At 52.3% G+C, this 14,926-nt stretch carries 17 protein-coding genes; 1 reads left to right on the top strand and 16 read right to left on the bottom strand.

The features are described from left to right. Window positions 1–16 precede the first annotated feature (16 nt). From EKO24_RS21605 to EKO24_RS21530, 16 genes are all read right to left on the bottom strand, one after another. A complete protein-coding gene (locus EKO24_RS21605) occupies window positions 17–304 on the bottom strand; it encodes a DUF2442 domain-containing protein (protein WP_143733313.1) in 288 nt (95 codons plus the stop codon). Window positions 305–309: 5 nt separating this feature from the next. Further along, window positions 310–567, bottom strand: coding sequence for a DUF4160 domain-containing protein (locus EKO24_RS21600; RefSeq protein WP_143733312.1), 258 nt, complete (start codon window positions 565–567; stop codon window positions 310–312). Window positions 568–593: 26 nt separating this feature from the next. After that, window positions 594–1,391, bottom strand: a complete 798-nt coding sequence (gene truC / locus EKO24_RS21595) for a tRNA pseudouridine(65) synthase TruC (RefSeq protein ID WP_241674763.1) — start codon at window positions 1,389–1,391, stop codon at window positions 594–596. Between the two features lie 52 nt (window positions 1,392–1,443). After that, on the bottom strand, window positions 1,444–2,790 hold the full coding sequence (locus EKO24_RS21590) for a glycoside hydrolase family 30 protein (protein WP_143733311.1): 1,347 nt from the start codon (window positions 2,788–2,790) through the stop codon (window positions 1,444–1,446). Between the two features lie 66 nt (window positions 2,791–2,856). Further along, window positions 2,857–4,455: an HAL/PAL/TAL family ammonia-lyase gene (locus EKO24_RS21585; RefSeq protein WP_143733310.1), complete on the bottom strand. Its 1,599-nt coding sequence runs from the start codon at window positions 4,453–4,455 to the stop codon at window positions 2,857–2,859. Beyond that, complete coding sequence (locus EKO24_RS21580) at window positions 4,445–5,380, bottom strand: LpxL/LpxP family acyltransferase (RefSeq protein WP_241674762.1); 936 nt, start codon at window positions 5,378–5,380, stop codon at window positions 4,445–4,447. The genes EKO24_RS21585 and EKO24_RS21580 overlap by 11 nt, the downstream gene beginning before the upstream one ends. 96 nt (window positions 5,381–5,476) lie before the next feature. Next, entirely contained in the window at window positions 5,477–6,211 is a 735-nt protein-coding gene (locus EKO24_RS21575; protein WP_143733309.1) for a glycosyltransferase family 2 protein, read from the bottom strand. Continuing rightward, entirely contained in the window at window positions 6,208–7,899 is a 1,692-nt protein-coding gene (locus EKO24_RS21570; RefSeq protein ID WP_143733308.1) for an ApeI family dehydratase, read from the bottom strand. Before EKO24_RS21570 ends, EKO24_RS21575 begins: the two co-directional genes overlap by 4 nt. Further along, the gene (locus tag EKO24_RS21565; protein WP_143733307.1) at window positions 7,889–8,440 is read right to left on the bottom strand and encodes a COG4648 family protein; all 552 of its coding nucleotides are present in this window, start codon (window positions 8,438–8,440) and stop codon (window positions 7,889–7,891) included. The genes EKO24_RS21570 and EKO24_RS21565 overlap by 11 nt, the downstream gene beginning before the upstream one ends. A 97-nt stretch (window positions 8,441–8,537) precedes the next feature. Continuing rightward, the gene (locus EKO24_RS21560; RefSeq protein WP_143733306.1) at window positions 8,538–9,077 is read right to left on the bottom strand and encodes an REP-associated tyrosine transposase; all 540 of its coding nucleotides are present in this window, start codon (window positions 9,075–9,077) and stop codon (window positions 8,538–8,540) included. 131 nt (window positions 9,078–9,208) lie between these two features. Beyond that, window positions 9,209–9,457, bottom strand: coding sequence for an acyl carrier protein (locus EKO24_RS21555; RefSeq protein ID WP_196240048.1), 249 nt, complete (start codon window positions 9,455–9,457; stop codon window positions 9,209–9,211). Between the two features lie 10 nt (window positions 9,458–9,467). Further along, the gene (locus EKO24_RS21550; RefSeq protein ID WP_196240045.1) at window positions 9,468–9,716 is read right to left on the bottom strand and encodes a phosphopantetheine-binding protein; all 249 of its coding nucleotides are present in this window, start codon (window positions 9,714–9,716) and stop codon (window positions 9,468–9,470) included. Next, a complete protein-coding gene (locus EKO24_RS21545) occupies window positions 9,706–10,500 on the bottom strand; it encodes a lysophospholipid acyltransferase family protein (RefSeq protein WP_143733304.1) in 795 nt (264 codons plus the stop codon). Before EKO24_RS21545 ends, EKO24_RS21550 begins: the two co-directional genes overlap by 11 nt. Continuing rightward, the gene (locus tag EKO24_RS21540; protein ID WP_143733303.1) at window positions 10,485–11,201 is read right to left on the bottom strand and encodes a beta-ketoacyl synthase chain length factor; all 717 of its coding nucleotides are present in this window, start codon (window positions 11,199–11,201) and stop codon (window positions 10,485–10,487) included. Before EKO24_RS21540 ends, EKO24_RS21545 begins: the two co-directional genes overlap by 16 nt. 21 nt (window positions 11,202–11,222) lie before the next feature. Beyond that, the gene (locus tag EKO24_RS21535) at window positions 11,223–11,447 is read right to left on the bottom strand and encodes a hypothetical protein (protein ID WP_143733302.1); all 225 of its coding nucleotides are present in this window, start codon (window positions 11,445–11,447) and stop codon (window positions 11,223–11,225) included. A gap of 160 nt (window positions 11,448–11,607) precedes the next feature. Further along, window positions 11,608–12,429: a TOBE domain-containing protein gene (locus tag EKO24_RS21530; RefSeq protein ID WP_143733301.1), complete on the bottom strand. Its 822-nt coding sequence runs from the start codon at window positions 12,427–12,429 to the stop codon at window positions 11,608–11,610. Window positions 12,430–12,681: 252 nt separating this feature from the next. On the opposite strand from EKO24_RS21530, the gene EKO24_RS21525 reads away from it, so the two are divergent. Further along, window positions 12,682–14,676 (top strand): TonB-dependent receptor plug domain-containing protein, encoded by a 1,995-nt coding sequence (locus tag EKO24_RS21525; RefSeq protein ID WP_143733300.1) that lies wholly within the window; start codon window positions 12,682–12,684, stop codon window positions 14,674–14,676. The last annotated feature ends 250 nt before the right edge of the window (window positions 14,677–14,926 follow it).

Here is a 14,926-nt window from a genome sequence, read left to right as displayed (position 1 = left end):
CACCAAGGCCGTACTGTCAGCTTAAATACCCCCATTGCTTAAATTGCCGCTGTAATTCCGGTTCGTTTTTAAAAGCTTGGAAATAAATATATTCAGGGGCTAAGTCAGCACCATTCGACCAAACAATCGTTTCCAGCTCTTCATCGACAACTAGATTTGAAAACAACGATTTATTTTTTAAAGGCTCAAACATTGCCCCTTTCAAGGCGTCAGTTAAGTCAGCTATGCCTTTTCGGCCATCGTTAAAAGACACTTCTACTTTATAGTCTTCCAAATACTTTGCATTGGTCACATGAAGAAACATTATTCTTACTCCAGAGGTTTTATTGCTTTTGGCGCTTCGTCCTTTTGGCAAAGCTCCCAGTTTTCTATTAATTCTTCTTGGTGTAATTCATACCATTCAAGGACATGATGTAATGCCCGCTTGGGGAACTTACCTTCCACCACGCCTGTTAGGATATTGACGGTAATTTCATACTCACTATATTTTGCATGAAAATGTGGTGGCGCATGATCATCCCAATACATGACGATGATTATTCCAAGAAACCGGCTTATAACAGGCATCAAGACACTCCTTAATTTATAAAGAATCAGGCAATTTTGCCATAGCCATCCATATTCCAATCAAGCCCCGTCACAATCCGCCCAAACCCTGCATCCAGCGGCGCTTGAATTTCCAGCCGTTGCCCGGTAACAGGATGCGGAAAACCGAGCCGGGTCGAGGCCAGCAACAGTTGTCTACAATTCAACTGCTGCCGGAAAAAATCGTTGTGCTTACCATCGCCGTGCGTGGTGTCGCCGATAATCGGATGAAAAATATGCTTTAAATGCCGGCGCAGTTGGTGTTTGCGGCCGGTTTTCGGCGAAAGCTGCAATAACGAATAACGGCTGGTCGGGTAGCGGCCCACCGCGAACGGCAGTTCCACGGTGGCAAGACGCCGGTAATGGGTAATCGCGGTCTGGGCGGCTTTATCCTGTTGCGCCAAGCGGTCGGTCATTTTATCCAGTTGTTCTTGTAGCGGATAATCGATTATCGCCTGCTCGGCGCTGTAACCGCGCACGACGGCCAGATAGGTTTTTTCGATGCTGTCGGCCATGAAGATCGTCATCATTTTCCGGGCAATCTCCGGATTCAGCGCAAACACCAATACGCCGGCCGTGGGTTTGTCCAGTCGATGCAACGGGAATACTTTTTGTCCCAGTTGGTCGCGCAACAATTGCACCGCAAAGCGCGTTTCATGGCGGTCGATTTCCGACCTGTGCACTAACAATCCTGCCGGTTTATTGATGGCTACCAGGAATTCGTCTTGGAATAAGATCGGCAAGTCCGAATCGGATTCGTTTGGCGGATCGTTTGGCATTAAGCCGGCAAAATTGAAATCGCTCATTATTGTAATTTTTCTAAGTTATCCAACGTGCCAGTAATCCGCCCGGCAATGATCAAAAAACAAAAGTCTTAATCCCGCGAGCCGGCGCTGAAGTTTTAGCCTGTAGTCCCTCGCTCTTTAACACGAAGTCAATCGCCTGCCCGGTGCGGTTCAAAACCACGACTGCCACTGTCCCGTCGCTATTCAAAAATGCGCTTGCCTCAAGGCTGTCCAGGGTTTTCGCGCAAGCCACCCGGCGAGCTCCCGGCCGGATGAAGCGGGAAAAATGGCCGATGTAGTAATAAGAGCTTTGATAATGTATTTCCCCGGCTTCGGTATCGGCAATGATAGGCGCGCTGCAAAAATTGCCGACATGGTTGGGGCCGCCGGTTTGATCCAGAACCAGGTTCCAATCGACCCAGGCTTCTGTCCAGCGGTTAAGATCGTTGATGATCGACCGGGCGTAACGCTCGCCGGTATCCCACAACCCCAGATGCGGCCCGGCTTCCTGGCAACCTTCGGTGAAAATCAGGTGTTTGTCGGGATAGGCGTCGTGGGTCAGTTGCACGTTGTCGAAATGGTCGCCGCAATACCAATGAAAGCCGACGCCCCAGACGTATTGCGCGGCTTTCGGATCGTCCAGCACGGCCTTGGCGCGCTCGAACAAGCGATCGCGATTGTGGTCCCAGACGATCACGTTAACATCGCTCATTCCGGCAGCGTGCAGCGTCGGTCCCAAATAATCCTTGACGAAATCGCGTTCTTCTTCGCCGGTATAAATGCACGAATCCCAGGTTTGCGTGGCTTCCGGCTCGTTTTGCACGGTCAGCCCCCAAATCGCTATGCCCTCTTTTCGGTATTCCTGAATGTAGCGGACATAATAATCGGCCCAGGCTTGGCGGTATTCCGGCTTGAGCTTGCCGCCTTGGTTCATCATGCCGTTGGTTTTCATCCAGGCCGGCGGGCTCCACGGCGAAGCGAACAGTTTTAATTTGCCGCAGGACAAATCAATGGCTTCGCGGATCATCGGAATCAGCGCTTGCCGGTCGTGCTCGATGCTGAAATGCTTAAGCTCGACGTCGCCGTCCACTTCGGTATAGGCATAATTGCCCAGCGAGAAATCGCAGCTATTGATATGGGTTCGGCATAAACTGTAAGCATTGCCGGTGTCCGGCGAGAAATAGGCTTGCAGAATTTCCTGGCGCAAGTCGGGCGGCATTTTGTCCAGCGTGACCGCCGCCGCTTCGGTAAAAGCGCCGCCGAAGCCCTGAATTTCCTGGAACTTAACGCCAGTGTCTATGAACACGGCGGGGATCGAAAAATCCGTGGCTGGCTCGAACGCTAGCGGTTCCAGTTCCGACAGTCGATACGCGGTGTCATGAGCGGTGCAAAATTGCCTTGCCGAACGCTGTTTTGTCATTTTGTTAACTCCATTTGTTGAATGTTGCTAAAGAAGATAATAAGACCGCAGGCATGTTGAACTAAATTATCGCGACGAGGAATCGTACAAATCCCAATGCTGTTTCCGCACCAGCTGTAAACACATTCTTAATTCCTGCTCCAAGGCCCGGTCAGCGCCCAAAAACGGGCTATGTTCCCTCACCTGCTCGACAGTTTTTTGCAAAGCCGGGCTTAATTTATACCCAGAGGGTATAAGTAGGGTTTGAGCAGACAAGCTGCTCAACTCAGCTTTATCCACGTTACCCCGCAGTTCAACACCCTGGACCACCGCAAGCAACACCGCGACCGCAACCTGTTCGGTCAATTCCAAAATGCGGATGCAATCCCTGGCCGCTATCGTGCCCATGCTGACTTTGTCCTGGTTGTGGCATTCGGTCGAGCGTGAAAATACGCTGGCCGGCATCGTCAGCTTAAGCGCTTCGGCCGTCCAGGCCGACACGGCGATTTGCAAGGCTTTAAAGCCGTGACTCAACAACGCCTGCTCTCCGGTCGCGCCGGACAGGTTCGCCGGCAGGCCGTTATTGAATTTAGGGTCCATCAACTGCGCCATTTGCCGGTCCATCAAGTCGGCCAGATTGGCTACCGCCGTCTTCAGCGAATCCATCGCAAACGCAATATGGCCGCCGTAAAAATGGCCGCCATGCAGCACGCGCTCGCTTTCGGCGTCGATGATCGGGTTGTCGTTGGCGCTGTTCAATTCGTTTTCGATAAACTGCCTGAGCCACGGCAACGAATCTTCCAGTACGCCGATGATATGCGGCGCGCAACGCAACGAATATCTATCCTGCAAACGTGTGTCGTGGCGCGGCGCGCTACGGCGCAATTGCAAATCCGCACGTATCCGCTCGGCGACGCGGTTTTGACCCGGATGCGGCTTAACCGAAAACAAGCGTTCGTCAAAATGGTAGGCATTGCCGTTCAATGCGAGCAACGCCAAGCTGGTGATACGCGTCGCCAGCCTGGATAAATATTCGGCGCGTTGGTAAGCCAGACAGGCGATGCCTGTCATCGCGGCCGTGCCGTTCATGATCGCCAAGCCTTCTTTCGGTTTTAGCGTCAAAGGCTCGATTTTCAATTTGGCGAAAACGGCTTCCGTAGCCAAACGCTCGCCTTGATACAGCACGTCGCGCTCGCCGGCCAGCACGGCGGCGACATAAGACAACGGCGTCAAATCGCCGCTGGCGCCGACGGAACCTTCCTGCGGAATCAACGGCAGGATGTCCTTCTTTAATAATTCAGCCAATTGCTGCAATAGCTTGTAACGGACGCCGGAATAACCGCGCGCCAGGCTGGTCAGGCGCGCGGCCAGTATCGCGCGCGTTTGCTCTTCGTCAAAATAATCGCCCATGCCGCAACCGTGGAAGGTGTAAAGCTGCTTCGGCAGTTGCTCGACCAGGTTCAGCGGAATCGATACGGTGCAGGATTCGCCGTAACCGGTCGTTACGCCGTAGACAAAACCTTCTTCTTTCAACAACGCATCGATAAAGCGCGCGCCTTTGTTGATGCGCTCGATAAATTTAGGTTGCTTGCTTAACTGGACCTGGACTTGCCTGTTGGCTATCCGGCAAATCGCTTCAATTGTCAGCGGCTGGCCGTCGAAAACCACGCTATTTTTACTGTTCATTCACTTGCCAAAAATCGAAAAAGTTAAACCATTGTAACGGTTCCATTAAACAATAATGCTCCAGCCGTTCGGCATAACGCTGAACGGTTTGTTGCAGGGCTTGCTCGCGGTTTTTTCTCGGAAACGTCAACAGATCGCTAAAACGCTCAAAATAGATTACCTGCTTGCCGTTTTGCTTCAAGCAGAACAGCGCATAAACCGGGCATTTCAGCAACGAGGCCAAGATAAACGGGCCTTGCGGAAACAGTGCGTCCGCGCCCAGGAATTTGGCCCGGCTCACGCGCGGATTCGGGCTGACCGGCGTCCGGTCCGCGGTAATAACGACCAACTCGCCGTTGTCGATTTTATCGCTGAGCATCATTGACGTGGCCGCGCTGACTTCGGTGACCTGGATCAGGTTTAAACCGCTGTTCCGGTTGGTTTGCTTGAGCAGGTCATTGAATTTTTCGGCATGTTTGGTATGAACCAGCACGTTGATACGGACCGCTTCATCCATATCCGCAAGCACCCGGCAGACTTCAAGATTGCCTAAATGCGAGCCCAACAGGATCGCGCCTTTGCCGGTCCTGATCTGGGCCAGCAAGCTATCGCGCCCATGGTAATCGACGTCGGACAGCGACAACGCGCCGGACCATGCGGCCAGTTTGTCGATAATCGCATTCGCGAAGCTGATGAAGTGCCGGTAGCTGTCGCGGAGGTTGCCGTGCAAACCCGATGCCGGCGAGAGTGCCGCAACGCGCTTTAGATAGGCGCGGCTGGCTGCCCTGCCCGGCTTGTTCGCAAGCCAGTAATAACTGACGACCGGATACAAAAAACACTGCAACACAGTACGGCCGAACAACAGGTAAACGCGCAGCAAAAAGCGCATGCCCCAAATCACGCTCCACTCGCCCATCGCCGACCAATGCGAAGATTTGTTCATCATAGAAAGTTTATAGCGTCCACAAAAAGCACGAAAATTTCAACGGTGCTAGTTTTCGTGTTTTTCGTGCCTTTCGTGGACTACTTGACCTATTCAAACTCATCGCAGCCGCCTGCCCAGCAATTGCGGAATACGCAACAACATGCCGAAAAACAGTTTCGCATGCGCCTTTGAAATCCTGGCGTTATCTTGCCATAGCTTGAAATGCGATACGCCGTCGTAAGGATAATTAACCCGAGTCGGCATGTTGATTACATCGACACCCTGCCAATACAGGCGCACCAGAATGTCGATGTCGAAATCCATGCCGCGGGCTATCCGCACGCTTTTGGCCAGTTCCGCGGCCGCATTCAAAGGATACAGGCGAAAGCCGCACATGCTGTCAGCAACCGCAAACGACAAGGTGTTAATCCATACCCACAGGTTGGCGATGCGGCGGCCGTAAACCCGGCTCTTCGGCGCGCTGCTGTCGAACAACGGTTGGCCTAGAATCAAGGATTCGGGATGCTGCCTCCCCGCCTCAATAAACGCCGGAATATCGTTCAGATCATGCTGCCCGTCGGCATCGATCTGGATTGCATGGCTGAATCCCCCGGCTTGCGCGGCTTTAAATCCGTCCAGCACCGCCGCACCTTTGCCGCCGTTTTCCGGGCGGTTGATCAGCGTCAGCCAATCCGCTTCGCGCTCGGCGCAATCCGCCAGAACTTGCGAACACAACGCCGAACTGCCGTCGTTGACCAGGAAAGTTGGAATGCCGAAGCGTTTCAATTTGGCCAGCACCTGCGGAATCGCGGCCTCATGGTTGTAAACCGGAATGACGACGCAGGCTTTCATGCGTTGCCGCCGTAGACGATACGCCCGGAACTGTGCGACTCGCGTTCCGTGCTGAAATTAAAATACAGTTTTCCCGAATCGGCTTTCCAATCGAGGACCAGCGTTAAGTCATCGCCGGGCCTGATCAGTTGGGTAAATTTAACCACTTCCAAATGCGAGAACGGTTTATCGATAGCGAAGAACAGTTTGCCGAAATGTTCGACCCAAGCCAGTTGCACGACGCCCGGTAGAATCGGGTAATCCATAAAATGATCCGGAAAATACAACAAGTCTTCCGGCACTTTAATATCAAGCCGGATGTTGTCTCCACTCATTTCAAGATTCAACGCCTGGGGAAGCTTTTTGCTGTCGATGTCCAACAAGGTTTTCAACAACAGCTGCTGGACTTTTCCTTGCTGCGTTAACGGTATCGCGTTGACAAACAACCATTTTCTCGGCAGCACGACGGCTTCGAACCACGATGCCAGCGCCTTGCGCAGCTGCTGGATGAACTTATGTCTGCCTTGGCTTTGCAACTGTTCCTTTCCTTGCGGGCTGAGCACAATGGCTACCGCAACGACGTCCCTATTTCTATTGAAGACCAGCGCATGCGCATCGTCTATGCACGCTTCGTTGACCAGGCGCTGTTCCAGCTCGGCCAGCGACAGGCGTTTTTCTTCGATTTTAACGATACGGTCCGAACGTCCGTTCAGCATGAAGCGGCCGTCGTCGAGCAGCGTGATTTGATCGTCCAATTGCAAATCTCCGGATTGTAGATACGGCGAGTGCAGCAAACATTTATCGTCAACAAAACTTAACTTCATACCTTCAAACAACGTCCAAACCCGGTTTTGCCGGCGCCAAGCAATGCCGCCGGTTTCGGAACTGCCGTAAACTTCAATCACGCTCTGCCCGCTGTCGGCGGCTATCTGCTGTGCCGCGCTCTCCGGCAACGCGCCGCCGGAACTGAAAATCGCCTTTAAACCGCGAATGCCGTCCCAAGGCGACTGCCGGTCCAGGCGCTTTAAATGCGCAGGGCTGGCAATCCAGTAAGCCGGGCCGTGTCGGACGGCATTCACCAGAGTTTCCGGATTGATATAAGCCTGGCTATGAAAACACCGCCCTGCCGACAACGGCCACAGCACGCGAAACAGCAAGCCGTAGATATGCTGATGGCTGACCGTTGCCAGCGCCTCCGCATCGCCGAGTTGTTCGCCCCAATATTTTTCCAAGGTGACGATTTCAAGTTGGAACTGGTTCAGGCATTTCACTATCGGTTTGGCTTGCCCGGTAGAACCGGAAGTAAAAATAACCAGTTGCCGGGCCAAAGGGTTTAACGGCGATAAAGGCCGGCCGGCGTCAGCCGATGCGTCCAGACAATAATCGAAGCTCTCGCCGTCTTGCCAATCGCCCAGCAATTGGCAGTCTTGTTCTAATTGCCCGGCCGTGCCGGGACGGTTATTGCCGGGTATCCAAATTTGCTTGCCCGCATGCAGCAACGCAAACAGCAACACCGCAAACGGATAGGCATCTTCAGTGTACAATGCATAATGAGAATACGGTTGCGCTTGCAATTTGCCGGCCCAATATTCAACCGCGTTTATAAATTGCCCGGACGAATAAAGCTGCCCGGCATGATAGGCAAGCGGCGTATCGCTTGGCCTTTGCTCGATTAAACAGTGGGATAGCGGCAACAACTTATCTGACATGTTTCTGGGTTCTGATCCTGACCAGGTATTCGGCGGCGAACAAAACGCCCATCAGTACGTAGGCGATCAAACCGTTGTATAAACTCCAGACTTCCAGGCTGCACCAAAAGGCGGTTACCGAGGCCAGAGCGCCGTTGATAATAAAAAAACCGCACCAGACTTGCGTCACGCGGCGGGTATAAATCACGCCTTCCGGCGGTAAATCGGGATGCTGTAAACGCGCCAGGCGCTCAATCAAACTGGGCGGAGAGAACAGGCTCCAGCCGAAAATCAGCAGCATCAGGGCGTTGACCAGAATCGGGTAAAACAGCAGCGCATCCAGTTGATTGATCCATATCGCGAACAGGCAATAAGCGATGCCGCCGATCAATAACGGCGTGCTCCAGTGTTTAAGCGAATAACTGGCCGCCAACCTGACCAACAGCAATACGATCAATAACGCCGCTATTTTCCAGGGCTCGAAGTGTTGCCTGCCGAAAAAAACCGCCAGCGGGTATAGCAAGGTCGATAGGCCCATTATGCCGTTTACGAGCAAGCGCATCTTTATCTCAGGCGGCACAAGGACGCGAGAAGCGCTAGTTTCACTCGTTCCCACGCGCTGCGTGGGAACGCAGTGCTAAGGCGCGCTACGCCGCGAATCATAACCAATCCTTAAAAACAGGAATCAACCCAACACTCCCCGCATAATCCCTAGCGCTGGAATACCGCCAATGTTCAGCTTTATCGACATATCCGCGTTTAACCGGATTTTGATGAATATAATCCAGTTTCTGCCGAAGCACCTGTTCGTTTTCAATCAACTGCGGATGAGATCCTTCTTCCCAGCATTGATAATCTCTATCCTCGCGCTTGTATTCCTTACGGAAAAACGCCAACTGCCGCAATAAGCGGTCGGCATGACATTCTTTCAGATGGTCTATCAGTTGACGGGCCGTGTAGGATTTGAAGCCCGGCAATTCCGTAGCCAGATTTTCGGTTTGCACAATCATATGCAAGTGGTTTTCAAGGATGACGTAGCCGTATATTTGCCAACCGAGTTGCTCTTGCCGGTAACGTAATGCGTCCAAGACGATGCCCGCGGTTTCCGGCCGGGTGAATAACGGTATCCAGTTCAGCACGGTGCAGGTTAAAAAATGCGGCGCTTTTTCATCGCAGATTCTGTAGCGGCTACGGCCCATTGCGTTTAATCCTTCGCGGCGCAGCGCGCCTTAGACTGCATTCCCACGCGGCGCGTGGGAACGAGAAAAAGCGAGAACTTCCCGCACCGAATTCCCAAGCTGGAGCATGGGAACTAGCAACACAACCGTCATCAATCATTAACCATCTTATAAACCGCCTCGACCACGTCGCCTATGGTTCTGGCCGTTTTAAAATCGTCGGCTTTAATCGCCTTGCCGGTCATTTCTTTCAGCTTGACGATCATGTCCACCGCATCGATGCTGTCGAAATCCAGGTCTTCATACAGCTTCGCTTCCAGCGTAATTGCCTGCTCGTCCATTTCAAACATCTCGACCATAATTTCCCTGATGGCCGTTAAAATTTCTTCGCGCTCCTTTATCATAACCGCCTCAACCACGTGCCGCTTGAATGTAATCGGCCAGCGTTGCAACCGACGCGAAAATCTTCACCACGTCTTCTTTTTCGGCATCGATCTTGACGTTGTATTTTTTACGGATAGCCAAACCCAGTTCCAGCGCGTCGATAGAATCCAGCCCCAAACCGTCGTTAAACAACGGGGCATGGCTGTCTATGTCCGCGACGCCGATGTCTTCCAAGTCCAGCGTATCGATAATAAGTTGTTTTAATTCATTTTCCATCGTGCTGATAAAGCTCTCTTTGTTGAGTGAAATAATCTTGCTGATAATGCGTAAAGCGGCGGACAGCCACCGATTTCGGACTAATCCTAGTAAACTCATGCAATTGAATATCGTCGCCGACATGCATGGTCAGATGAAAGCGGCGCTCGGGGATTTGGTACCAGCGCTCGGCTTTGGTTAACGTGCTCGGCGTGCAGGTCAGCGTCACCGGCGTCACGATTGCATTGGCCTGTAACGCAATCGCCGCCGCGCCGCGCTGGAAATGATAAGGTTGGCCCGGAATCGACCGCGTTCCCTCCGGAAAAATAATCATCGATCCGCCGGAACGCAACCAGGCAACGCAGTCGGCTATCATCTGCTCGGGATCGCCGTTGCTGATGTATCCCGCGTTCAGGATCGGCCCGCGCATGAACGGGTTATGGAACAATCCGGCTTTGACAATGCAACTGGCCTGTTTGATCCGGCTGATCAAGAACACAATATCGACCAGTGTCGGATGGTTCGCGATAATCAACTGGCCGGGCCGGTTAAGCTTCTCAAGACCGTCGATGTCGTAAGTCATCACGCCGAGCCTGTGCATCAAGCCGATGAAGAAATAAAAACTGTAACTGACCGTTTTTTGCCCGCGGCTGATTTTTTGCCGGGAATTGCCGGGCAACAGCGACAACAGCGGAAACACCGCTATCCACAGCAATAAACCGCCGACGCCGAAACTAAAAAAGCTGATGGCCGTTGCGAAAAGACGCCAGCCATAGCTTAATTTTGCCGCTACTTTTTGAACCATTCCCAGCTGTGTCTGTGATTGCCCAGCACCAACGATTGCTCATCGGCAACAAGAAACTCGATAAATGAAAATATCTGTAAAGCATGCTCGCCATCGTCGCGATGGGCTGATGTTCTGTTAAGTTGCAACGGCAAGCCACTCCCGGTTAAAGATATTTTTAAAGCCAACGCGCAAACGGCAGGCGCATTCAACGCAAACGGCAACGACGGGTAAAAATCCGATAACGGTTCATCGTAAAAAACGATCAGCACCTGCTCGGCCCGGCCTTCCTGCAAAATCCCCAACGCTTCAATAAATGCCGGGGCAATGCCGTCCTGGCCCGGCGCGATCACGGTAATTTCCCGATGATAGTCATAAGCCATCGAAAACAAACCCGATATAGCATTATGCACGGACAGGCTAAACGCCGTCGGCGATACTTCCTCGCCTTTTTGCATGCTTTTGAGCATCTCCAACGATTTGTTAACTTCGCCATGGGCGGAGCTGAACACTATCGGCAACGCATTATCGACACAACCGTCCGCGGCATTAAAGACCGCCCGGGCCAACGGGCTTAAGCGGCGTTGCAGTGTTTTCGGAACCGCGGCCGGTATCGCCGCTTTTTGCTGTTCGGCAAAAACCTGGAATTTTAACCAGTCTTCACGGCTGCTTATTCCTGGCGCCCAGGCATTCCAGTTTCGGACTACAAATTCGGCTGTCATTATATCAATCCGGTTACGGCTTTACACTTTAATGAGCGGCAATAAAAAGAGAACATGGATACCACGGATTTTTACGGATTGGCACGGATAAGAAGTTAGCCTCGTAAAAATCCGTGCCGCCTCGGCAACTGCTCCTGCGTTGCTAAGCCACAAGGATGTGGTGGCCGCGATTGCTCCAAGCAATCTTGCGGCATTCCCACCATCCTTGGCAGTCAGCCGCGATTGTTCCAGGCAATCTTGCGGCATTCCCACCATCCTTGGCAGTCAGCCGCGATTGTTCCAGGCAATCTTGCGGCAATCCGTCTCATCCGTGCACCATCTTTGGTTTTAGCCCCTGCCATTATCGATGTCGTTTAACTGAATTAGGCTTCTATAGCAAAAACTTGAAAACATCGGTTAACAACGCTCAAAACGGCGCCATAACCCCGAGAACAACGGCATTGCTTTTGAACATCGCCAATACCGGCATGCCCGGCGCAATCGCCAGGCTTTGCGCGCTTTGCTGCGTAATCATCGCAACCAGCGTTTCGCCGCCTGGCAGTAAAACAATCACCTCGGCATTCACTTCGTCCTGTTGGACGCGAATGACCTTGCCGGACAAGCAGTTGCGGGCCGTAAAGCGATTGGAGCCGGAATCCGCCGTCAATGTAATATCGGCACTATTGATCAACAACACCGCATCGGTGCCGGCCTGCAAACCAAGCTCGTTAAGCGACGACAGCGTAATACTGGTAATAATCCGGTCGCCGCCTTTCAACGTCACGACCACCTCGGCATTCACCGCGCCGTCACGAATAGCAACAACGCTGCCGAAAATCTGGTTCCGGGCGCTGGTTTTAACGACCAGGCGCTGCAACAACAAAACCGTATCGGTGTCGTCGGCAAGACTGCGGTTGAGTTGATCGAGAAACTGCCGATGCTGCCGCTCCAGGTCGGTAAACAGCGTCAGTAAAGAGCGCCCGGCCTCGGTTAAACAAGTCCCTCCGCCTTTGCTGCCGCCTGTAGCGGTGCTGACCAATGTTTTCGGCGAACCGTTGTTGGCCCTTTCGATGATTTGCCAGGCGCCTTTATAACTCAAGCCCACCTGCTTGGCTGCCTGATTGATGGAACCGCTTTGGTCTATCGCCCTGAGCAAAGCGATCATGCGGCCGTCCAAGCCGGCCAACCGCAGCTCGCCGTCAACCCAGGCCGTTGATGAAGTAGTCTTGTGATCGGAACTGTCAGTCATAAGCGATTGTCTACATTGTAAGAATTAAGCTGAACGTTATTTCCCTACCGGAAACAAGCTATTTCCAATTTTCTTTATTTACTTAAGTACATAACGACTTAAAATGAACTTGCCTTCTCATCCCGATGAAAGCGGCTACCGATACAACCCTAACCATCAATGTGAGAGCGATGTTCATGATTATAGGCCATTCATAACTATTGATCATGCAAAACCGATTCCACATGAGCTAACCGACCGGCAGGTAAAACCATGCGAACCCCCGTTTTATTATTAACGATGACGGCTTTGTCCCCAGCGGCACTGGCCGATGAAGATATTTTTGAATTAGGCGTTATTGAAGTCAACGGCAAAGCCGACCAGGAAAAACTTTCCGACAAGGAAACGATCACTTCCGAAGACATAACCCGTAATAACCGGAACGATGTTGCGTCGGCCCTAAACCTGCTGCCCGGCGTATCGGTGCAGAATCTTGGGGCGCGCAACGAACGGCTGATTTATCTGCGCGGCTTCAACTCCCGGCAAGTGCCGTTGTTCATGGACGGCATCCCGGTCTATGTGCCTTACGACGGCAATGTCGATTTAAACCGCTTCACCACCTTCGATATTGGCCAGATCGACGTCAGCAAAGGCAATGCCTCGGTACTGTACGGCCCTAATACCCTGGGCGGCAGCGTCAACCTGGTCAGCAAGCGTCCAACCAAGAAACTGGAAGCCAACCTGACTACCGGCATGGGCATGGATTCGCAATTCGACGCCAATTATTACCAAACTGCGTTGAACTTCGGTTCGAATCAAGGTCTGTGGTACGTCCAAGGCGGCGCGTCCTATTCGGACAGGCAATTCTGGCGCTTATCGGACGACTTTAAAGCAACGGCGAGCGAAGACGGCGGCATCCGCGAAAACTCCGGAAACACCGATTACAAAGGCAACATCAAACTCGGCTTAACCCCGAACGACACCGACGAATACGCAATCACTTACAGCAACCAAAGCGGACAAAAGGATACGCCTCCTTACGCCGGCACCGATAAAACCATCACGCCCCGTTATTGGCGCTGGCCGTATTGGGATAAAGAAAGCGTGTATTTCCTGTCCAAAACCCAGTTCGGCAACGATCACACCGTTAAACTGCGCGCTTATCACGATACTTTCCGGAACAGCCTGAAATCGTTCGACAACGCCAATTACAACACCATTACCCGGCCGTATGCGTTCGACAGCCGTTACGACGATTACACGTTCGGCGGCGGCATTGAATACGGCAATACCTGGTTTAGCAAAAATGAGCTGAAGCTGGCATTCAGCTACAAGCAGGACGTACACCGCGAAGTCGGCAACATCGGCCAACCGCAGCAACGTTTTGCCGACGAACTGTTCTCCTATGCGCTCGAAAACAGCTATACGCCGACCGACGATCTCAAATTTGTCGTCGGCACCAGCTACGAGCAGCAAAAACAGATTCAAGCGCAAAATTTAATTAACAACCGCTTGGTCTCGTTCCCGCTCAGCGGCGCCAAGGATGCTTATAACATTCAGGGCAGCGCGTTTTACCAGCTGATCGACGACGTGCAACTCCATGCCAGTATCGCCCATAAAACCCGCTTTCCAACGATCAAGGACCGATTCTCCTACCGGCTGGGCAGCGCTTTGCCGAATCCCGGCCTGCAACCGGAAAAAGCCCTGAATTACGAGTTGGGACTGAGCGGCAAAGCGTTTAACTTGCTGGATTACGGGACCAACCTGTTTTTCAGTCAAATCGACAACACCATCGATAGCGTCACGCTGCTCAACACCAGTTGCAGCACGCCGCCCTGCTTTCAACTGCAAAATATCGGCCAGCAGGAAAATCTCGGCACGGAAGTTTTTGCGACCGCGCAAATCAACGATCAATGGCGCGCCCATTTCAATTACACCTGGCTGGATCGCAACAATATTACTAACCCGCAATATTTTTCACTGGATACGCCCAGGCATAAAGTATTCAGTTACCTGGAATACCAGCCGATCCGGTATCTGCGCCTGCTCGCCAGCGCCGAGTACAACGACAAGCGCTACAGCAACACCACCGGTACGCGGGTAGCGAAAGATTTTGTCGTCGGCAACCTGAAAGCCACGTTCCTTGTGCATAAAAACCTGAATGCGGAGTTCGGCGTCAATAACGTAGCCGACCAGTTGTATGCCTATGAAGAAGGTTTTTTTGAGCAGGGCCGGAATTATTTTGCCAATATCAACCTGAGCTACTGAAAAAATCAATCATTTCTCGTTCCCGCGCGCTACGCTTATCGTTATACACAAATATTTCGCGAGATGTTGTTCCTTACCTACGTTAGACGGGAAACATGCGGATAGCAGACCTTCCAGGTTTTAAAAACCTGGAAGGTCTAACTCGCGCAACGCTCAACGGAGCAACCAGATTTCAGGCCTACGCCGGGATGTGTATAACGGCGAGCGTAGCGCGCGGGAACGAGACCAGCTACTAAACCAGGAAACAAAT

The sequence above is a fragment of the Candidatus Methylobacter oryzae genome (assembly GCF_003994235.2).
GTDB lineage: Bacteria > Pseudomonadota > Gammaproteobacteria > Methylococcales > Methylomonadaceae > Methylobacter_A > Methylobacter_A oryzae.
The sequence above is the reverse complement of the archived record's forward strand: the minus strand, read 5'-3'. Positions and strand labels throughout refer to the sequence as shown.